This window comes from Calidithermus timidus DSM 17022 (assembly GCF_000373205.1).
Lineage (GTDB): Bacteria > Deinococcota > Deinococci > Deinococcales > Thermaceae > Calidithermus > Calidithermus timidus.
On record NZ_KB890701.1, the window covers coordinates 176,707 to 196,820 of the forward strand.

18 protein-coding genes are annotated in these 20,114 nt (G+C 64.0%); 15 read left to right on the forward strand and 3 right to left on the reverse strand.

Going from position 1 to position 20,114, the window contains the following annotated elements; translation table 11 throughout:
• The first annotated feature begins 293 nt into the window (after positions 1–293).
• Positions 294–1,595, forward strand: a complete 1,302-nt coding sequence (locus B047_RS0114965) for an S-layer homology domain-containing protein (protein WP_169336608.1) — start codon at positions 294–296, stop codon at positions 1,593–1,595.
• Positions 1,596–1,654: 59 nt separating this feature from the next.
• On the opposite strand, the gene B047_RS0114970 is transcribed toward B047_RS0114965, so the two are convergent.
• Positions 1,655–2,002, reverse strand: coding sequence for a hypothetical protein (locus tag B047_RS0114970; protein ID WP_018467788.1), 348 nt, complete (start codon positions 2,000–2,002; stop codon positions 1,655–1,657).
• A 143-nt stretch (positions 2,003–2,145) separates the two neighbouring features.
• Between B047_RS0114970 and B047_RS0114975 the strand changes: the two genes are divergently transcribed.
• Complete coding sequence (locus tag B047_RS0114975) at positions 2,146–2,592, forward strand: ferritin-like domain-containing protein (RefSeq protein WP_018467789.1); 447 nt, start codon at positions 2,146–2,148, stop codon at positions 2,590–2,592.
• A 167-nt stretch (positions 2,593–2,759) separates the two neighbouring features.
• Here the strand turns inward: B047_RS0114975 and B047_RS0114980 are convergent, their stop codons facing one another.
• Positions 2,760–3,989, reverse strand: coding sequence for a 2,3-bisphosphoglycerate-independent phosphoglycerate mutase (locus B047_RS0114980; RefSeq protein WP_018467790.1), 1,230 nt, complete (start codon positions 3,987–3,989; stop codon positions 2,760–2,762).
• Between the two features lie 279 nt (positions 3,990–4,268).
• Positions 4,269–4,442 carry a hypothetical protein gene (locus B047_RS18030; protein ID WP_018467791.1) on the reverse strand — a complete coding sequence of 58 codons (174 nt, stop codon included), beginning with the start codon at positions 4,440–4,442 and terminating at the stop codon, positions 4,269–4,271.
• Between the two features lie 318 nt (positions 4,443–4,760).
• Between B047_RS18030 and proS the strand changes: the two genes are divergently transcribed.
• From proS to B047_RS0115050, 13 genes are all read left to right on the forward strand, one after another.
• Positions 4,761–6,194, forward strand: coding sequence for a proline--tRNA ligase (gene proS / locus B047_RS0114990; protein WP_018467792.1), 1,434 nt, complete (start codon positions 4,761–4,763; stop codon positions 6,192–6,194).
• Positions 6,195–7,187 (forward strand): Gfo/Idh/MocA family protein, encoded by a 993-nt coding sequence (locus B047_RS0114995; RefSeq protein WP_018467793.1) that lies wholly within the window; start codon positions 6,195–6,197, stop codon positions 7,185–7,187. It abuts the gene before it with no gap.
• An 18-nt stretch (positions 7,188–7,205) separates the two neighbouring features.
• Positions 7,206–7,928: an endonuclease III gene (gene nth, locus B047_RS16980; protein WP_157205957.1), complete on the forward strand. Its 723-nt coding sequence runs from the start codon at positions 7,206–7,208 to the stop codon at positions 7,926–7,928.
• Positions 7,925–8,554 carry a VOC family protein gene (locus B047_RS0115005; RefSeq protein ID WP_026234950.1) on the forward strand — a complete coding sequence of 210 codons (630 nt, stop codon included), beginning with the start codon at positions 7,925–7,927 and terminating at the stop codon, positions 8,552–8,554. The genes nth and B047_RS0115005 overlap by 4 nt, the downstream gene beginning before the upstream one ends.
• A gap of 137 nt (positions 8,555–8,691) precedes the next feature.
• Positions 8,692–10,305, forward strand: a complete 1,614-nt coding sequence (locus B047_RS0115010) for a long-chain fatty acid--CoA ligase (RefSeq protein ID WP_026234951.1) — start codon at positions 8,692–8,694, stop codon at positions 10,303–10,305.
• A 147-nt stretch (positions 10,306–10,452) separates the two neighbouring features.
• Positions 10,453–10,926, forward strand: coding sequence for a YqeG family HAD IIIA-type phosphatase (locus tag B047_RS0115015; RefSeq protein ID WP_018467797.1), 474 nt, complete (start codon positions 10,453–10,455; stop codon positions 10,924–10,926).
• A 14-nt stretch (positions 10,927–10,940) separates the two neighbouring features.
• Positions 10,941–13,601: an ATPase, T2SS/T4P/T4SS family gene (locus tag B047_RS0115020; protein ID WP_018467798.1), complete on the forward strand. Its 2,661-nt coding sequence runs from the start codon at positions 10,941–10,943 to the stop codon at positions 13,599–13,601.
• A 68-nt stretch (positions 13,602–13,669) separates the two neighbouring features.
• Positions 13,670–14,779 (forward strand): type IV pilus twitching motility protein PilT, encoded by a 1,110-nt coding sequence (locus tag B047_RS0115025; protein WP_018467799.1) that lies wholly within the window; start codon positions 13,670–13,672, stop codon positions 14,777–14,779.
• Between the two features lie 246 nt (positions 14,780–15,025).
• Positions 15,026–15,364 (forward strand): DUF4870 domain-containing protein, encoded by a 339-nt coding sequence (locus B047_RS0115030; RefSeq protein ID WP_018467800.1) that lies wholly within the window; start codon positions 15,026–15,028, stop codon positions 15,362–15,364.
• Positions 15,365–16,016: 652 nt separating this feature from the next.
• Positions 16,017–17,039, forward strand: a complete 1,023-nt coding sequence (locus B047_RS0115035; RefSeq protein WP_018467801.1) for a LacI family DNA-binding transcriptional regulator — start codon at positions 16,017–16,019, stop codon at positions 17,037–17,039.
• A gap of 90 nt (positions 17,040–17,129) precedes the next feature.
• Entirely contained in the window at positions 17,130–18,149 is a 1,020-nt protein-coding gene (locus B047_RS0115040) for a sugar ABC transporter substrate-binding protein (protein ID WP_018467802.1), read from the forward strand.
• 108 nt (positions 18,150–18,257) lie between these two features.
• A complete protein-coding gene (locus B047_RS0115045; RefSeq protein ID WP_018467803.1) occupies positions 18,258–19,250 on the forward strand; it encodes an ABC transporter permease in 993 nt (330 codons plus the stop codon).
• A 5-nt stretch (positions 19,251–19,255) separates the two neighbouring features.
• The gene (locus B047_RS0115050) at positions 19,256–20,113 is read left to right on the forward strand and encodes an ATP-binding cassette domain-containing protein (protein WP_018467804.1); all 858 of its coding nucleotides are present in this window, start codon (positions 19,256–19,258) and stop codon (positions 20,111–20,113) included.
• Position 20,114: the final 1 nt, after the last annotated feature.

Here is a 20,114-nt window from a genome sequence, read left to right on the forward strand (position 1 = left end):
CGGGGATTGCTTCTTAATGCTCCGTTTAGGGCAAGGGAGTCGCCTTAATCAAAAGATATACCCGGTTTATAGCCATTTTCCTCTTCGCCAACACCGAGAGCATCGAAGTCGCGCAGATCGCCGGGTCGGGCAATTCTCTCATATATGAGGCGCATTGCAGAGTTTGCCCAATTCCACCATCAGATAGTCCTCTAATTCCTTTCAGTCCCCACGAGTACACCTTGACTTAGAGCGATTGCGTCAGCAGCGAGCTGCCTTCGGGCTTGGCTATGACGCGCTCTAGGAGGAACGATATGCACAAACCATTGGTTCGCGCCGCGGTTATGGGCGCATTCGGCCTGGGCATGATTCTTGCAGTGCAGCAATCGACTCCCAGTTTCCGCGACGTTCCGGCGGGTCACTGGGCCAAGGAGGCCGTGGACTTCATCACCCAGTGCGGGCTGATCCAGGGCTTCGAGGACGGGACTTTTCGGGGTAACCAGAACCTGACCCGCTACCAGGCGGCCTTGATCTTCTACCGCTTTATCCAGCTGGGCGGGCGCTGCCCCAACCAGCCCACCACGCCACAGGACCAGGCCATGATCGACAAGGCCATGGAGGAGGTGAGCAAGGAACTCTCCGACCTCAAGGCGCAGATCGCCGGCATCACCGAGGCCAACACTGCCCAAGACGCCAAGCTCCAGGCCCTCGAGACCCAACTTCAGCAACTGGCTGCGGCCCAGGCCCAGCCCGCCCCGGCCCCCACCGTCGATACCAGCGCCTTGGAGGCCCGCATCGCCGCTCTGGAGGAAGAGCTCAAGAAGGTCGCCGCGGCCCAGGCCCAGCCCGCCCCGGCTCCCACCGTCGATACCAGCGCCTTGGAGGCCCGCATCGCCGCTTTGGAGGAAGAGCTCAAGAAGGTCGCCGCGGCCCAGGCCCAGCCCGCCCCCACCCCTGCGCCGGCGCCCACCACCGCTGAGCAGGAATCCAGCCAGCAGGCTCGTCTGGAGGCGCTGGAAAGCCTGGCCAAGGAGCTCAACAACCAGATCAAGGCGCTCAACGATCAGGTCAATACCCTCAAGGGTGAGGTGGATACCCTCAAGGCCGCTGCCGTCCAGCCCGTTCCCCCGCCCCAACCCGTGCCTGCTCCCCAGCCTGCTCAGCCTGAAGCCACACCCCCGGCTCCCGCCCCCGCCCCCTTGCCCCGCATGTACTTCGGCCTGGGGGCTTCCTACCCCGTCGAGCCCATGGTCAGTGGTCCCATCGAGCAGGTGATCAGCGTCGGCGGCTTCATCGGCGTACACGACGTGATCCTGGGCTTTGGCCCTCGCGTGGGTGCGGACTACAACCTCGGAAACGGCGCCATCAACGTCAATGCCTACCTGGTGCGCAACTTCAACCGTGGCGGCTTCTTCGACCCCTACCTGGGTCTGGGCGTGCGCTACGACGCCTCCTCGACCAACCCCAATATCGTGCCGGTCTACGGTGACGCGCTGCTGGGCGCGGGCTTCAACTTCTCGCGCAACTTTGGGCTCTACCTCGAGGGCAATCCCGGCCTCGGCGACAACCTCAGCCTCCGCTTCGGGGTGCGCGCTGGCCTGAAGCTCTCTTTCTGAAGCCTCCTCGTTTTGTTCAACCCCCGGATATATCCGGGGGTTGAACTTGGCGTCGGGGGTCAAGGGCCGAAGGCCTTGCTTGCCGTTTTTTGCCCGTGGCCTTTGGCCTCTTCCAACTCGCGCCACAGCCGGGCCAGGCGAATCAGAACCTGGTAGGCTGCCTCCACCGCTGCCTGGGGGCTGCACTTGTGCCCCTCCAGGCTCTGTCGGATGATCTCGAGGGCTTTGCCTGCATCGGCCAGGCGCACCTGGACCTGGTTGCGCAGAAAGAAGCGGTTCTGGCGGGCCTGGGAACAGGGGAGCTCGGCGCTCCACAAGGAGCTCTCGCGGATGCAGGCCATGAGCCGCTGGGCCTCGGCCAGGACGTCGGAGGGCCCGATTTCGCTGGAAGGAGGATGCAGTCTCATAGCCAGACTCGCCTACGAGCCTACCTCGAAGCCGACCAAAAATCAAGTAAATCACTCGGATTTATGTACTATGGCCCAGCCGGGGTGTGCCGGGCTCTTCTTCCGGTGAGAGCGAGTATGATTGTGTGTGAAAGGGGGGCAGTATGCAAACCAAGATTGAGCAGGCGAAGGCGGCTCTACTGGAGGGCCTCAATACCGACTTGGCCGGTGAATTGCAGGCCGTCATCATGTACCTGACGTACTCTGCCCAGGTCAAAGGCATCCACCGCGCTCACCTGCACGAGTTCTTCGAGGGCGAGATCGCCGACGAAACCAAGCACGCCCGCTATCTGGCCCGCAAGATCGTGGCCCTGGGAGGTAAACCCACCACCCGCCCGGCGGAGGTGCCTGCTGCCTCCAGCATCCGCGAAATGTTGCAGAACGTGCTGCGCGCTGAGGAGGATACCATCGCCCGCTACGTCGAGCGCATGAAGCAGGCCGAGGCCCTGGGTGATTATGGCCTGGCCAACGACCTGCAGGGCTTCATCGCCGACGAGACCGGCCACAAGGAGGAAGTCGAGCTGCTGCTGGCGGGGGACTGGCAAGCCTGAAGCAGCCGGGGTGACAAAGTCACCCCGGAGAGACTCACACGAATACCGCCTACAGCCACATGCGGTTGTAGGCGGCAATTGGCGCTGTACGCGGTGCAGCGTAAATGTGGGCAGTGCAATCGGTTGCTGGCTATCGGTGAAAGGCAAAAGGCCAGATGGGAGTGAGCTCAGGCTCCGAACTTCTGCAACTTGCCCGCGTGGGCCAGCATCAGGGGCATCAGGTCGGTGCCGCGCAGGGTGCCTAAGGTGCCCCGGGCGGCCTCGTCCTCGGTGAAGCGCTGGGCGGGGTCGTTGCGCAGGTAAGGGCCGTATAGCAGCACCGGGACCGGGTGCCAGGAGTGGGCCCTGAGCACGCTGGGGGTGGAGTGGTCGCCGGTGATCACCAGTACGTCGGGCTTGAGGGCCAGCAATTCGGGCAGCAGGTGGTCGAAAAGTTCGACCTTGTGCACCTTCTCCTCGAAGTCGCCGTCCTCACCGGTGGAGTCGGTCTTCTTGAAGTGCAGGTAGAAGAAGTCGTGCTCGGACCAGTGGGTCTGCAGGGCCTTCACCTTGCCCTGGAGGGCATCCTCCTCACCCACGACCTCGAGCACCTTCATCCCCACCAAGCTGGCTACGCCCTTGTACATGGGGTAGGAGGCCACGCAGGCGGGATTGAGCTTGTAGATTTGCTGCATCGAGGGGAACTTGGGCCGCTCGGAGATGCCGCGGAAGAGGGCTGCGTTGATGGTGGGCTCGTCCTTGAGCACCTCGCGGATGCGGGCGCTGAGGGCGTTGAGCACGGTGGCGGTGCGGGCGCTGGCCGCGTCGCCAGGGTGGTGGACGCGGGACTCCAGGGGGGGCACGCCGGTTTTCTGAGGGTCGGTGTCGGAGACCCTCTCGCCCAGCTCGGCCCCCGAGAGGATCACCACGAAGCGGTGCTCGCTTTCGGTGTAGAAGCGTACCCTGACCCCATCGATCTCCTGGATGGCGGCCTGGAGCTTGGCCACCACCCGCGCGTTCTCCTCGTTGCTAGGCCGCCCCGCGCGGCGGTCGGTGATGCGGCCCGAGGCGTCGAGGGTGGCGAAGTTCCCGCGCACCCCCACGTCGCCGTCGCGGAACTCGGCCCCGATGCCGATGGCCGAGAGCGCCCCCCGGCCCACCTGGTAGCGGATGGGGTCGTAGCCGAAGAGCGAGAGGTGGCCGGGACCGGAGCCGGGCGCGATGCCCGGAGCCACAGGGTATTGCAGGCCCAGCATGGACTGCTTTGCCAGGGCATCGAGGTTGGGGGTGCTGGCGGCGGCGAGCTCGGTGGGGCCGCCCGGCTGCCGAGGCAGGCCACCCACCCCGTCGAGCACGACGAAGAGGATCTTGCTAGGGGTGGACTGGGAGATCTCCTCGAGGATCGGGAACAGGCTCATGCGGCCTATTCTAACGAGGCGATCGGGAAGCGTGTGCCACGCTTTTGCTCACTGGCGGCGTCAGAACGCACGGGCCCTGCTGCCGCCACCACCCCTTTGGGGCCTTATGGGCGATGGACTCGATGCGCTGGAGTTTAGCCAAAGCCATAGACCAGCATCTGGTTTTGCCACTCCGCCTCCGGCCCGCCGCCTTTCCCCACGTAGCCCTCGAGGCCCTGCGCGCCGCGCAGAGCTAAAAAGAATAGCCCCCCAGGACCGGGGGGCCGAAAAAGACAGGCTTCAGGGTCGGTCGATGGTGATGACCGGCGAGGTCCAGGTCTCCCAGTGGGCATCTACGGTTTCGTAGCCTAGAGCCTTGAGTACTTTGATCTTAAGGATGTATTGCCCATCGAGTACTTCACGGGTTTCGGTAACCTTGTTGAAGTACCGGCGCTTGATGATATGGCTACCCAAAGCTGATCGCGGGAGCTACACCCTTGACCGCGCCATTGGCCCCCACAATGCCCGCGACGTGGGTGCCGTGACCCTTTATCCCCTCCCCATGCAAGCCCAGCTCATTCTGGGCTACGTCAGCTCCAGTTTGGGTGATGGCGGTGGCCAGATCGGGGTTACTTACCGGGTGCGCCTCGGGAATGGCCTCGGTAATGGGCTTTTCGCATCGGGGTCGGGATGGAGCGACATGAAGCGGTGCGTTGCTCAAAGTAACAGCCGGTCGCGACGCAGCCCTAATACCGCCGTAAGCTACCCGCTAGTGGGCTATCATGTTGCGGTATGGCGAAGGAAAAAGGCCTGACCCCGCAAAGCCAAGATTTCAACGAGTGGTACAACGAAGTCATCCTGCGAGCCGAACTGGTGGACTATGGCCCGGTGCGCGGCACGATGGTCATCAGGCCTTATGGCTTTGGCCTGTGGGAAAATATTCAACGCGTCCTAGACGACATGTTCAAAGCTACCGGGCACGCCAACGCGTACTTTCCCCTCTTCATCCCCATGAGCTTCTTCCAGAAGGAAGCCGAGCACGTCGAGGGGTTCTCGCCCGAGCTGGCGGTGGTGACCCATGCGGGCGGGGAGGAGCTCGAGGAACCCCTGGCCGTGCGCCCGACCTCGGAGACCATCATCGGCTACATGTGGGGCAAGTGGATTCGCACCTACCGCGACCTGCCCCAGCTCCTCAACCAGTGGGGCAACGTGGTGCGCTGGGAGCTACGCACCAAGCCCTTTTTGCGCACCAGCGAGTTCTTGTGGCAGGAAGGCCACACCGCCCACGCCACCCAGGAGGAGGCCGAGGCCGAGGTGCGGCAGATGCTGGGCATCTACGCCAAGATGTCGCGCGAGTGGGCGGCGGTGCCGGTGTGGGAGGGGGTCAAGACCGAGAGCGAGAAGTTCGCCGGAGCGGTCTACACCACCACCATCGAGGCCATGATGCGCGATGGTAAGGCGCTGCAGTCGGGCACCAGCCACTATTTGGGTACCAACTTCGCCAGGGCCTTCGATATCCAGTTCCAAGACCGCGACCAGCAGAACAAGTACGTCCACACCACGAGTTGGGGCCTCTCCACCCGCATGGTGGGGGCGGTGATCATGACCCACGGCGACGACAAGGGCCTCATCCTGCCTCCCCGCATCGCCCCCATTCAGGTGGTGATCGTGCCCATCTACAAGTCCGAGACCCGCGAGCAGGTGATGCCGGCGGTGGAAAAGCTGGCCGCCGAGCTCAAGGCGGCGGGCGTGCGGGTTCACCTTGACGACCGCGACCAGTACAGCCCCGGCTTCAAGTTCAACGAGTGGGAGCTCAAGGGCGTGCCGCTGCGCCTGGAGATTGGCCCCCGCGACGTGGAAGCGGGCACCGCCGTGCTGGCGAGCCGCCTGGGCGGCAAGGAGACTGTGCAGCTTGGCGAGATCATCGCGACGTTACCCCAGCGGCTGGAGGCCTTCCAGGAGGCGCTCTACCGGCGGGCGCTGGAGTTCCGCGACAGCCACACTTGGGAAGTGAACGACTACGGGGAGTTCAAGGAGAAGGTCGAGCAGGGCTTCGTCAAGGCTTTCCATTGTGGCGACCAGGAGTGTGAGAGGCAGATCAAGGCCGAGACCACCGCCACTACCCGCTGCATCCCCTTCGACGAGCCCGAGGCCCACGGGAAGTGTATCCGCTGTGGCAAGCCGAGCGCTTATGGCAAGCGGATCCTGTTCGCTAAGGCGTACTGAATGGAGAAGATCCGCTGGGGCATTCTGAGCACCGGGCGCATCGCAGCCCGTCTGGCCGACACCTTGCGCGGCCTCGAGGGCGCCGAACTGCTGGCGGTGGGCTCGAGGAGCCTCGAGGCCGCCCGCGCCTTTGGGGAAGCGAAGGGCATTCCCCGCCGCTACGGCAGCTACGAAGAACTCGCCGCCGATCCCGACGTGGACGTGATCTACGTGGCTTCACCCCACAGCCACCACTACGCCCACACCCTGCTGTGCCTCGAGCACGGCAAGCACGTCCTGTGCGAGAAGTCCTTCGCCCACAACGCCCTCGAGGCCCGCCGCATGGCCCAGAAGGCCAGGGAAAAGGGGCTCTTCCTGATGGAGGCCATGTGGACGCGCTTTTTGCCTCACATGGTGCGGCTGCGTGAGTTGCTGGCGCAGAAGGTGATCGGCGAGGTGCGGATGATCCAGGTCAGCATGGGCTTCCGCGCCCAGGTCGGACCTGAGCACCGGCTCCTGAACCCCGAGCTGGCCGGGGGCGCCCTGCTCGACGTGGGCGTGTACCCGCTCTCCTTCACCTCGATGGTCTGGGGAAAGCCCGAACGCCTCGACAGCCAGGTCTACCTGGGCCCTACCGGCGTGGACGAGCAGGCCGTCTTGCTGCTGGGTTACCGCGACGGGCGCATGGCGGCGCTGGTCTCGAGCCTCCACACCCCTACCAACATGGCGGCCTACCTCTACGGCACCGAGGGCTACGTCGAGATCCCCAACCCCTGGTACCGCGCCAAGAGACTGCTGCTGCACAGGGATGGGCAGGTCGAAGCCCTCGAGTGCCCCTACGAAGGCCATGGCGACCAGTTTCAGGCCATCGAGGCCATGAACTGCATCCGGTCGGGAAGGCTCGAGTCGCAGGTCATGCCCCTGGCTGAAACCATCGCCATCATGGAGGTCATGGACGCCTTCCGGGCACAGTGGGGACTGCGCTATCCGGGGGAGCTGGCGGGTGGGGGATAAGGCGATAGACTTCAGAACGTGACAGGGAAAAGTGCAACCCAGCCAAAGCCGGGTCGGGCCAGCGCCCACAGAGCCTCGCGGGCTCGGGCTCTTCCCCAGGAAACGCTCGAGGCCAGACGGGCTCGAGCCGCGCGGGTGCTGGAGGTGCTCGAGCGGCTTTACCCCAACGCCACCACCGAACTCGAGCACCGCAACCCCTTCGAGCTGCTCGTCGCCACCGTGCTCTCGGCCAGGGCCACCGATGCTTCGGTGAACAAGGCCACGCCTGCGCTCTTCGCCCGCTTCCCCGACGCCGCCAGTCTGGCCCGGGCTACGCCCGAGGAGGTCGAGCCCTTCATCAAGAACATCGGGCTCTACCGAGCCAAGGCCCGCAATCTCGTGCTGCTGGCGCGCAAGCTGGTCGAGGAGCACGGCGGGGAAGTCCCGGTGGATAAGGCCAAGCTGCAGCAGCTACCCGGCGTGGGCTGGAAGACCGCCACGGTTGTGCTGGGAGCGGCCTTCAAGGTTCCGGGCATCGCGGTGGACACCCACCTCACGCGGCTGGCCCATCGCTTGGGCTTCTCCGGCGAGAGCGACCCCGAGAAAATAGGCCGCGACCTCGAGCGCCTGTTTCCCCGCGAGAAATGGGTTTTCGTCCACCACGCCCTCATCCTCTTCGGACGTTACCGCTGCACCGCCCGCAGGCCGCAGTGCGAGGGCTGCTTGTTGTGGGAGCTCTGCCTCAGCCGGGGGGCCTGGTGAAGCTCAGTCTCGACCACATCGTGGTTGCCGCCCACAGCCTCGAGCAGGGCTGCGATTACGTGGAGCGGGCCCTGGGAGTGCGACCCGTGCCCGGTGGGCGGCACCTCAAGATGGGTACCCACAACAGCCTACTGAACCTGGGGGAGGGGGTTTACCTCGAGGTCATCGCCATCGACCCCGAGGGTACCGATCCAGGCCGCCCGCGCTGGTTCGGCTTAGACAATCCCCGGCTTCAGGCCGAGCTGAAGCGGTCCCCCCGGCTGCTGCACTGGGTCGTCCGCACCGACGACATCCGCGCGGTGGTCGCAGCACTTCCCGAGCTGGGCAAAGTCCATCGCATGGGCCGGGGCGACCTCGAGTGGGACATCGCCATCCCCGACGATGGACAGTTGCTCGAGCACGGCCTGATCCCCACCGTGATTTCTTGGGGCGACGCGCCACACCCCACCACCCGGCTACCGGAGTCCGCTTGCCGCTTGATGGGCCTGAGGGGTCTTCACCCACACCCCGAGCGGGTCGAGGCCCGGCTGAAAGCGCTGGGGCTGGAACTGGGACTCGAGGCTTCCCCTGCTCCCGGACTCCTCGCCCAGGTGCAAACCCCCGCCGGGCTGCGTCTGTTGCGCTAAGAACCGCGATAAGGTGGTGGGCTTGGTCCCTTGTACCCCTGAGTCCAAATAGCGAGGTAATGCCCTGGCAGCGAGGCTTGGGCTTTTTACACTTGGTCCACGCCAAAAGCGGGAGCCTTCTCGCAAAGGAGAGCCCTATGCAGTCAACGATGATGGATTTCCCCCTCACCCTGCCCCATTTGCTCGAGCGAGCCGGACAGCTCTTCGGTCGGCAGGAGATCGTCACCCGTCTGCCCGACAGGAGCCTGCACCGCTACAGCTACGCCGACTTCTACCGGCGTAGCCGGGCGCTGGCCGAGGCACTGCAGAAAGCGGGCTTACGCAAGGGCGACCGGGTGGCCACGCTGTCGTGGAACACCTACGCTCACCTCGAGGCCTACTTCGGCATCCCGGCAGCCGGGGGCGTGCTGCACACCCTCAACCTGCGGTTGCACCCCTCCGACATCGCCTACATCATCAACCACGCCGAAGACCGCTTCTTGATCGTCGACGACGTGCTTTTAAAGCTCTACGAGGCCATCAAGGATCAGGTGAAGCTCGAGAAGGTCATCGTGGTGCCCCTCAGCGGCCAACCCGTGCCCGAGGGGCTCACCGACTACGAGGCGTTCATCGCGGGGGCGGGCGGCGACTTCGAGTACCCCCGGCTCGAGGAGCGCGAGGCGCTGGGGATGTGCTACACCTCCGGTACCACCGGCAAACCCAAGGGCGTGGTCTACTCCCACCGCTCTACCGTGTTGCACAGCCTGGCCTCCGCCCTCCCCGACGCGCTCAACCTCTCGGCGCAGGACGTGCTGTGCCCGGTGGTGCCGATGTTCCACGTCATGGCCTGGGGCCTGCCCTTCACCGGGGTGATGATGGGGTCCAAGCTGGTGCTGCCGGGGCCGCACCTCGACCCGGTGAGCCTGCTCGAGCTCTACGAAGGCGAGGCCGTGACCAAAACCGCCGGGGTGCCCACCATCTGGCTGGGTGTGCTGCAGACCCTGCAAAAAGACCCCGCCCGCTTCAAGCTGGTGCCCGGCATGGAGATGGTGGTGGGTGGCTCGGCGGCCCCCGAGGCGATGATCCGGGGCTTCGACCACTTCAACCTCAAGGTGCTGCACGCCTGGGGTATGACCGAGACCAGCCCCCTGGGCACGACGAGCCGCCTCAAGCCCCACCTCAAGCGCCTCTCCTCCGACGAGCAGTACGCCTACCGCGCCACCCAGGGCATCCCCACCCCGCTGGTCGAGGTGCGGGCCGTGGGCGAGAGCGGCGTGGTGCCCTGGGACGGCAAGAGCATGGGCGAGCTCGAGGTGCGCGGCCCCTGGGTGGCCCAGAGCTACTTCCGCCTCGAGAGCGAGCGTGACAAGTGGAGCCCCGACGGCTGGTTCCGCACCGGCGACGTGGTGACCATCGACCCCGAGGGCTACGTCAAGATCACCGACCGCACCAAGGACCTCATCAAGTCGGGCGGGGAGTGGATCTCCAGCCTCGACCTCGAGAACGCCCTCATGGGTCATCCCGCGGTGAAGGAGGCCGCCGTCATCGCCGTTCCCCACCCTAAGTGGGCCGAGCGCCCGCTGGCGGCGGTGGTGCTGAAGGAGGGCATGAGCGCCACGCCCGAGGAGTTGCGGGCTTTCCTCGAGCCCAAAGTCGCCAAGTGGTGGATCCCCGACGCCTTCGTCTTCGTGAGCGAAATTCCCCGCACCAGCACGGGTAAATTCCTCAAGGCCCAGCTTCGTGAGCAGTACAAGAACTGGCGGTGGGACTGAGTGCCGCCTTGCGCATTACGTCTTAAGTCGTACACAAGGCGTTGGTGCGTAATGCGTACGACGTATGGCAGCTGTGGGTCCCATCCCCGTGTCCTCGCGTGACGCATGACCCCCTATTGGGGGGAAGTAACGCTAGACTACTGGTGGATGCTTAGGCCCAAGGCCCAACTGTCGTCGGTGCTCGAGATCACCCCGCAATGGCTAAAAACGCGGGGGATCAAGGGCTTGTTGCTCGATCTGGACAACACCCTAGTGCCCTACAAATTCAAGGGCGAGCCTCCTGAGGAACTCGTCGCCTGGGTGAAGTCGCTCGAGGCTGCCGGGATCCGGGTGTTTCTGGTGTCCAACGCCCAGCACAAGCGCCTGAGGGCCTGGTCGGCCAAGCTGGGGGTAGAGGGCATCGGGCTGGCTGGCAAGCCCTGGTTTGGCATTCGCAAGGGGCTCAAACGCTTAGGGCTGTCCCCCTCTCAGGTGGCGATGGTGGGCGACCAGGTCTTCACCGACGTGCTGGGGGGCAACCTGGCCGGGGTCTATACCATTCTGGTGACGCCCATTTCTCAGAAGGAGCTAGGCTACACCAAGCTGATACGGCGTTTAGAACGTCTGATTCTCAAACTATAGGGGTAGGTGGGTGGATGAACGTACTGACCATTGGTGACAAGCGACTCGGGGCGGCTTTGCTGGACATGGGCCTCCTCGAGGATGAAGAACTCCAGCGCGCATTGGAACAGCACCGTGAGGTCGGCGGTACCCTCAGCGACGTGATCGTCGAGCTGGGCCTGCTCTCCGAGCGCCGCATCGCCCAGGCCATCGAGGAGACCTTTGGGGTGCCCCTGGTCGAGCTGGCCAACCTGGAGATTCCCCCCGAGATCAAGGCCTTGGTGCCCGCCGAGAAGGCCAAGACCCTCGAGGCCATCCCCTTCGCACTGGAGGGGGGCAGCCTGCGGGTGGCGCTGATGAACCCCCTCGACAACCTGGTGCTCGAAGAGCTCGAGGACATCACCGGGCAGATCATCGAGCCCTACCAGACGACGCGTTCCTCCTTCAACTACGCCCTGGCCAAGAACTACCCCGAACTCGGCCTGACCGTGCCCGAGGCCCCCAAGCCCAGCAGCGAGAGCGAGATGCGACTGGGCGACCTGCTCGTGGAAAAGGGCTTCGTCGACCGCGATACCCTCGAGCAGGCTCTGGTGCAGCAGGAGAAGACTGGCGAGCTGTTGGGCCGCATCCTGCTGCAAAGCGGCGCCATCAGCGAGTCTCAGCTCTTCCAGGTCCTGGCCGAGCGCGCGGGTATTGAGTTCCGCGAACGCGTCGACGACCTCGAGCTGCAGATGGAGGTCGCCGCGTTGCTGCTGCGGGCCGACGCCCTGCGTTACCAGGCGGTGCCGGTGCGACAGGACGGTACCCAGGTGCTGGTCGTGCTCTCCGACGTCCGCCACATCGAGGCCATTCGCGCGGCCATCGCCCGCCCGGTGCGCTTCGTGCTGACGCTGCCGAAGTCCTGGGAAGCCCTCTTCGCCAAGGCCTATCCCGAGAAGTCGCGCTTGGGCGAGGCCCTGGTGCAGGAGGGCAAGATCGGGCGCGAGGCGTTGCAGGAGGCGCTGAGCGTGCAGCGGCGCATGGGCAAGATCCGCCCGCTGGGCGAGGTGCTCGTCGAGCTGGGTTACATCACCCAGGAGGACGTCGAGGACGCGCTCAACAAGCAGCGCCAGGGAGGTAAGAAGCTCGAGGACACCCTGGTGCAGTCGGGCAAGATCAAGCCGGAGATGCTGGCCAAGAGCCTCTCGGCCCAGCTCGGCTACCCCTACATCGACCCCGTGGAGACCCCGCCGGACCCCTCGGTCATCACGCTGGTGCCCGAGTCCACCGTGCGGCGCTACACCATCTTCCCCCACCACCTCGAGAACGGCAGCACCTTGGTGGTGCTGATGAAAGACCCCCGCAACATCCTGGCCGTCGACGACCTCAAGATGATCACCCGCAAGGAGATCCTCCCCGCCGTCTCCACCGAAGCCGCCATCACCAAGCTGATCGAGCGCTTCTACGGCGGGTCGGGTGAGATCGACGAGCTGGCCAAGGAGTTCGAGAAGAAGCGGCAGGCCCGCGAAGAGACGGTCGATACCAGCGCCCTCGACGACAACGCGGTCGTCAAGCTGGTCAACACCATCATCCGCGAAGCCTTCTTGCAAGACGCCTCCGACATCCACATCGAGCCGCGCCAGACCGACCTCGTCGTGCGCATCCGCGTAGATGGGGTGTTGCGCGAGTACATGAAGCTGCCCAAGGGGGCCGGGCCGGCATTGGCGAGCCGCGTGAAGATCATGGCCAACCTCGACATCGCCGAGCGGCGTCTGCCGCAGGACGGGCGCGTGCGCTACAAGGACCGCAGCATCGACCTCGACCTGCGTCTGTCCACGCTGCCCACCGTCTACGGCGAGAAGATCGTCATGCGCCTGTTGCGCCGGGCCTCCGAGATCCCCGAGATCGAGGGGTTGGGCTTCGCCACCGGGGTCTTCCAGCGCTTCACCGACGTCATCGCCAAGCCCTACGGCATCTTCCTCATCACCGGGCCTACGGGCTCGGGCAAGTCCTTCACCACCTTCTCCATCCTCAAGCGCATCGCTACCCCCGACAAAAACACCACCACCATTGAAGACCCCGTCGAGTACGAGATCCCCGGCATCAACCAGACCCAGGTCAACCCGGTGGCGGGCCTGACCTTCGCCAGAGCCCTGCGCTCTTTCTTACGCCAGGACCCCGACATCATCATGGTCGGTGAGATTCGCGACTCCGAGACGGCCAAGATCGCCACCGAGGCCGCCCTCACCGGCCACCTGGTCATCGCCACGCTGCACACCAACGACGCTGCGGGCGCGGTGACCCGTCTGGACGAGATGGGGGTGGAGGCCTTCAACATCTCGGCTTCGCTGATCGGGGTACTGGCCCAGCGTCTGGTGCGGCGGATCTGCGAAAACTGCAAGCAGGAGGTTGTGCCCGACCCCGACGTGCTGCGGCGCCTCGAGCTGCGCGAGAGCGACATCAAGGGCAAGGTGCTCTACAAGGGCACCGGCTGCGAGCGCTGCAACGGCACGGGCTACAAGGGTCGCGCTGCCATCCACGAGCTGATGGTCGTTGACGACGACGTGCGCCACGCCATTGTGGCCGGCAAGACCGCCACCGAGATCAAGGAGATCGCCCGCAAAGGCGGTATGGCCACCCTGCGCGAGGACGGCATCACCAAGGCCTTCCAGGGCATCACCACGCTCGAGGAAGTGATGGCCAAGACCAACGAGTAGTGGCAGATGCCGATCTTGAACACCCAAAGTCCCGGCGTGCTGGTAGAACAGGACTAGCGGAGGACACAATGCTCAAAGCGCCCGATATTGTAGATCTCTTGACCCTGGCGGTGGACCGGGGCGCGAGTGACCTGGTGATCACCGTGGGTTTACCGCCCATGATCAAGGTGGACGGCGAATTTCACCCTTCCGAACACGAACCCCTCACCCCCCAGGACACCCGCCGCCTGATGTACGCGCTGATGGACGAGAAGCAACAGCGCTCCTTCGAGGAGGAAAAGGAGCTCGACTTCTCCTTCAGCCTGCCCAATAAGGGCCGTTACCGCGTGAACGTGTTCTTGCAGCGCGGCAGCGTAGGTGGGGTGCTGCGCGTGGTGCCCACGGTGGTCAAGAGCTTCGAGGAGCTGGGGCTGCCCAAGAATATCGCCGAGATCGCCATGTCACCGCGCGGGCTGGTGCTCATCACCGGGCCTACCGGCTCGGGCAAGTCCACGACGCTGGCCTCGATGATCGACTACATCAACGAGCGTCGCCGCTGCCACATCGTCACCATCGAAGATCCCATCGAGTTCTTCCACCGTCACAAGAACGCCATCATCAACCAGCGCGAGATCGGCTCCGACACCCACGATTTCCACCGGGCGCTGCGCTCGGTGCTGCGCCAGGCCCCCGACGTGATCCTGGTGGGCGAGATGCGCGACTACGAGACGATCTCCGCCGCCATCACTGCCGCCGAAACCGGCCACCTGGTGATGGGTACCCTGCACACCAACTCCGCTCCCGAGACCATAGACCGCATCGTGGACGTCTTCCCTGAAGCCCAGCAGGAGCAAATTCGCGTTCAACTCGCCAACAACCTGGTAGCCGTCATGACCCAGCAGCTCCTGGTCAAAGCCTTTGGCGGTGGCCGGGTTCTGGCCTACGAGCTCATGATCGCCACCCCCGCCGTGCGGGCGCTGGTGCGCGAGGGCAAGACCCATCAATTGGTCTCGGTGATCCAGACCGGCGGCCAGTACGGCATGATTACCATGGACGCCCACCTCGCCGACCTCTACCGCCGCAAGCTGATCACCTACGACACGGGCCTGGCCCGCGCCGTAGATCCCAAGGAGTTCGCCCGTCTGGCGGGCATGGGGCAACCGCAGACCCAGCCCGGAGCGCGGCCTACGCGCACGTGAAGCGGGATCGTGGTCGATATAGATACCAAAGTTCAGTCAGTCCGGTGCCACAAACTGACCCGATCGAAGTTATTCGCGTGGCAGGGGGTGCTGGCACGTTTTGGAAGGGATGGGCTTTCTTCGTCGAGTGCAGGGGGTGCTCTAGCATTCAATTTGAATTCGGTATCGAGCGCCTGCGGTAGCTACTTCGAGACCCAAGTGTCTGATGAACCCTAGCGCCACAACCCCCGTGCTACACTGCATTGTATGCAGGCTACCCAAGACGAGCGTAATTTGGCGATCATCGCTCACTTGGCTCCGCTGGTAGGCTACTTCGTAGCGATCGGGCAGATCCTCATCCCCTTGGTGATTTATCTGCTCAGCTCGCAGCCCTTCGTCAGGGCGCAGGCCAAGGAGGCGCTCAATGCGCAGATTAGCTTCACCGTCTATGCCGTAGTGGTGGGCGTGCTGTGTTTCGTTCTCATTGGCTTTTTCCTGATCCCAGTGCTGGCGATTTACATCATCTGGACCATGGTCGCAGCGTGCCTAGCGGTCTCGAGGGGCGAGGCTTACCGCTACCCGGGCATCTTCCGCCTGCTGGCTTGAGGGCAGCTCCCACGAATACCTCCACGGCGGTTCTTTAAGGACACTGTAGCTGCCGGTGGCAGCGTTGGTGCCGTTTACCGGGAGGTTGAATTCCGCTAGGTTAGCTAGTTGCTGTTGGGGCAGCTGCTAAGCTGCGCCGGTTGGCCGTCTGCGTCTACCAGGGGAGTGGCCCTTTCCAGGTGGCTGTCCTTGACCACGTCGGGGAGGGTGCACGGGCATCAGGGTGGCCTCGAGGTAGCCCCTAGTCTCCTTCGACGGCAGTTGTCCGGAACTGGGAAGCTGGGTTGCCCTATAGCCCCCCAATCTAGAAGGGGAGGCGTTGCAGAGGTGCTATGCCTGGAGCTTCCACCCTTCGTGAACTTGGTTCAGTATCGCGCGCGATTCCAGCCTTCAGCCAGGCCATCCCCGCGCTCAGTGGCTAACAAAGTCTTGCTCACCGCCAATCTCGGGCAGTTTACTGAGATTTTTCCCTATCCCAAGAGCTTTTACCTCATTCTGCAACCCCCTTGACATTTGCCTGCTTCCGGGTATGATTCCCTTATCAGCTACTGCAAACGTTTGCAGTTTCCTTACTGCAAACCCACCGTCTTCTTGGTAATAAGGCTTTACAAGTATGGCTTGTCTTCTGCCAGATAACTGAAATCGATTGCATATGGTCAGCCTCGAGGAAGTCGCCAAACTTGCCCAGGTTTCCCCTGCTACCGCCTCGCGAGCCCTTTCCCGGCCCGACATGGTCGCCAAGGAGACGCGCGAGCGGGTGCTCGAGGCTGCTCGGCAACTCGGTTACCAACCCAACCAGCTCGCCCGCAGCTTGCGTCGGCGCAGCAGCCGCAGCTTAGGCCTCATCATCACCGATATCCTCAACCCCTTTCATGCCACCGTGGCTAAGGGGGTGCAGGATGCCGCCGAAAAGCACGACTACACCGTCTTCCTCTTCAACACCGATGAGGACCCTGAGAAGGAGCGTCGCGCGCTCAACGCCCTGCGCGGTCACCTGCCGCAGGGCCTGCTGATCGTTCCCACTCCCAAAACGCGAGAGAACCTCAAGCTTGTCGCCAACCTTCCCACCATCGAGCTCGACCGCCAAAGCGGTACCGCCGGCGCGCACAGCGTCATGGTGGACAACGTCGGTGGGGCCCGCTCAGCGGTCGAGCACCTCACCGCGCTGGGTCACCGCCGCATCGGCATGATCGTGGGGCGGCTCGACATCACCACTGCCGTCGAGCGCCACCAGGGGTACCGCGAGGCCCTAGCTGCTGCCGGTCTTCCCTATCGCGAGGAGCTGGTCCTACCCGGCAATCACCGCGAAGAGGGCGGACGCGTCGCGGCCCACGCCCTGCTCTCCCGCCCACCCGATGAGCGCCCCACCGCGTTGTTCGTGGGCAACAACGAGATGACCGTTGGCGCGGTGCTCGCTGCCCGCGAGCTGGGCTTGCGTATCCCTGAAGACCTTTCCATTGTTGGCTTCGACGACTCGCGTTGGGCGCGCACCATGCAACCCGCCCTCACCGTCGTTGCCCAGCCCGAATACGACATCGGTTTTCTGGCTTGCGAGACGCTGCTGAGCTTGTTGCGTCATGGCAAGGCGGTGCAGCCCATCTGTACTCGCCTGGCCACTACCCTCATCATTCGTGATTCCACGGCCCCACCGGGGTACGCCTCGAGACCACCCTGAAGGAGGAGGAAGCCCAGCAAGAAAAGCACTATCCGCAGCCCTTTGGCCCCAAGTCCTCGAGTCCTCAGAGTTTCAATTCAAGGAGTCCTCATGCGCAAAAGCACCGGTATCGTTGCAGCCCTCGCCCTCGCGGGCCTGGCCCTCACCGCCCTCAGTTCCGTCGTGGCCCAGAACCAGAACAAGCAACCCTTCATCGGCCTCATCACCAAGACCGAGTCCAACCCCTTCTTTGTGAAGATGAAGGAAGGCGCCAGCAAGGAGGCAGCCAGGCTCGGTGCGAAGTTCATCAGCGCTGCCGGCAAGACCGATGGCGACAACGCTGGGCAAGTCGCGGCCATCGAAAACATGGTTGCCGCTGGGGTCAACACCATCTTGATCACTCCCAGCGACGCCAAGGCCATTGTCCCCGCTATCAAGAAAGCGCGGGAAGCGGGCGTGCAGGTCATCGCCCTCGACAGTCCTACTGATCCCGAGGATGCCGTGGACGCCCTCTTCGCTACCAACAACTACCAGGCCGGGGTACTCATCGGCGAGTACGCCGCCGCGCTGATGAAGGGTAAGAAGCCGGTGATCGCTACCCTCGACCTCTTCCCCGGCCACCCTGTGGGCGCCCAGCGCCACAACGGCTTCTTGCAGGGCTTCGGCCTGCAGAGCTTCGAGGCCGACAGTAACGAGCTGGCCAAGCCTGCCGAGGTCGTGTGCATGGCCGATACCTACGGCGACCAGGCCAAGGGCCAGACCGCTATGGAGAACTGCCTGCAGAAGAACCCCAACATCAACCTGGTCTACACCATCAACGAGCCCGCCGCTGCCGGTGCTTACCAGGCCCTCAAGGCTGCGGGTAAGGAAAAAAGCGTGATCATCGTCTCGGTGGACGGCGGCTGTGAAGGTGTGCGCAACGTCGACCGCGGCGTGATCGCGGCGACCTCCCAGCAGTACCCCCTGAAGATGGCCGCCCTGGGCGTGGCCGCTGGGGTGAAGTACGCTAAGACCGGGGTCAAGGCCCGCGGCTATGTGGACACCGGCGTGACCCTCATCGCCAAGCAGCCTGTACCGGGCGTCAGCAGCAAAGACGTGAAGTACGGCTTGGCCAATTGCTGGGGCAACTAGAAGTCGCCTAGTATTTAGCTCAATACTCAGGCGGCTTGGTGGAACCGACAAGCGCATGCATGGGAAGTCCCGCTCGAGCGGGGCTTCCCACACTAAAGTGAGGAATCTATGGCTGAACAACAACCCTCCAGCGCAGCCCAAGCCCCTAGGAGGCTGCTCGAGCGGCTGCCGAGCATCAGTGTGCTGGGGCCATTTGTTGCGCTGTTGCTGGCGGTGATATTCTTCAGCATCCAATCCGATCGCTTCCTCAGCGGCCAGAACTTCTCGCTCATCCTCCAACAGGTGCTGGTGGTGGGGGTTTTGGCCATTGGACAGACCCTAGTGATCCTCACCGGGGGTATCGACCTCTCGGTGGGCTTCGTGATGGCTTTGGGCACCATGGTCATGAGCAAGTTTGCCGTTGAGCTGGGCTTGCCCCCCCTGCTGGCCATCCTCTGCGGCGTGGTGGTCACCACTGGGTTTGGCCTTCTCAACGGCCTGCTCATCACCCGCATTCGGCTGCCGCCATTTATCGTCACGCTGGGCACCATGAACATTGCCTTCGCCCTGACCCAAATCTACTCCAAAGCTCAGACCGTCACCGGTCTGCCCGATGCGCTGCTGTTTTGGGGCAACACCTTTCGGTTGGGCCAGACGGTGATCACCTACGGCGTGGTGCTTATGATCGCGCTGTACCTGTTGATGTGGTTCTTGCTGAGCGAGACCGCGCCAGGACGCCACCTCTACGCTGTGGGCAACAACCCCGAAGCCGCCCGCCTGATGGGCATTCCCACCCAGCGGGTGCTGCTTTTGACCTACACCATCGCGGGTTTTTTCTACGGCATCGCTGGGTGGCTGCTCATCTCGCGCACCAGCGTAGGCGACCCCAACGCTGGGCAGACCGAGAACCTCGAGACCATCACCGCTGTGGTGCTGGGTGGCACTAGCCTTTTCGGTGGGCGTGGCATGATTTTGGGTACGTTGTTGGGGGCCATCATCGTGGGCGTCTTCCGCAACGGCCTGACCCTCATTGGGGTCTCCTCGGTGTACCAGGTGCTTATCACCGGCATCCTGGTGATCTTGGCCGTGACGGCCGACCAATTGTCGAAGAGGAGGAGCTGAGATTTATGGAACTTAACCCCCTGCCCAACAACCCCGACCAATTGCTCCTCCCCGGCCAGCAGGTCAGTGCCCCGGCCCGGCCCCGGCCCGTGCTGGAAGCCCGCGGCCTGGTCAAGCGCTACGGACACGTCACTGCCCTCGACGGCACCGACTTCGAGCTGCGTGAGGGAGAAATCCTAGCCGTCATCGGCGACAACGGCGCGGGCAAGAGCACGTTGATTAAGGCCCTCTCCGGGGCAATCATCCCCGACCAGGGGGAGATCATCCTCGACGGCAAGCCCGTGCACTTTCGCAGCCCCCTCGACGCGCGGCGCCACGGTATCGAGACCGTTTACCAAGACTTGGCGGTGGCCCCTGCCATGACCATCGCGGAAAATCTCTTTCTGGGACGGGAAATCCTCAGACCGGGCTTCCTGGGGCGGCTGCTACGGCTGATCGACAAGAAGAAGATGCTCGAGGAGGCCACCAAAAGCCTCAAAGACCTCAAGATCGGCATTCGCTCGATGAGCCAGGCGGTCGAGACCCTCTCGGGTGGTCAGCGCCAGGGGGTGGCCGTCGCCCGCAGCGCGGCCTTCGCCAAGCACGTGGTGATCATGGACGAGCCCACCGCTGCCTTGGGGGTCAAGGAGGGCAACATGGTGCTCGAGCTCATCCGCCGGGTGCGCGACCGGGGCCTCCCCGTGATCATCATCAGCCACAACATGCCGCACGTCTTCGAGATCGCCGACCGCATCCACATCCAGCGCCTGGGCAAGCGGGCGGCAGTGGTCAACCCTAAGAAGATCAGCATGGCCCACACCGTCGCGGTCATGACCGGAGCCATGAGCCCGGAGGAACTCTCCGAGGACGAGCTGGCGCATTAAA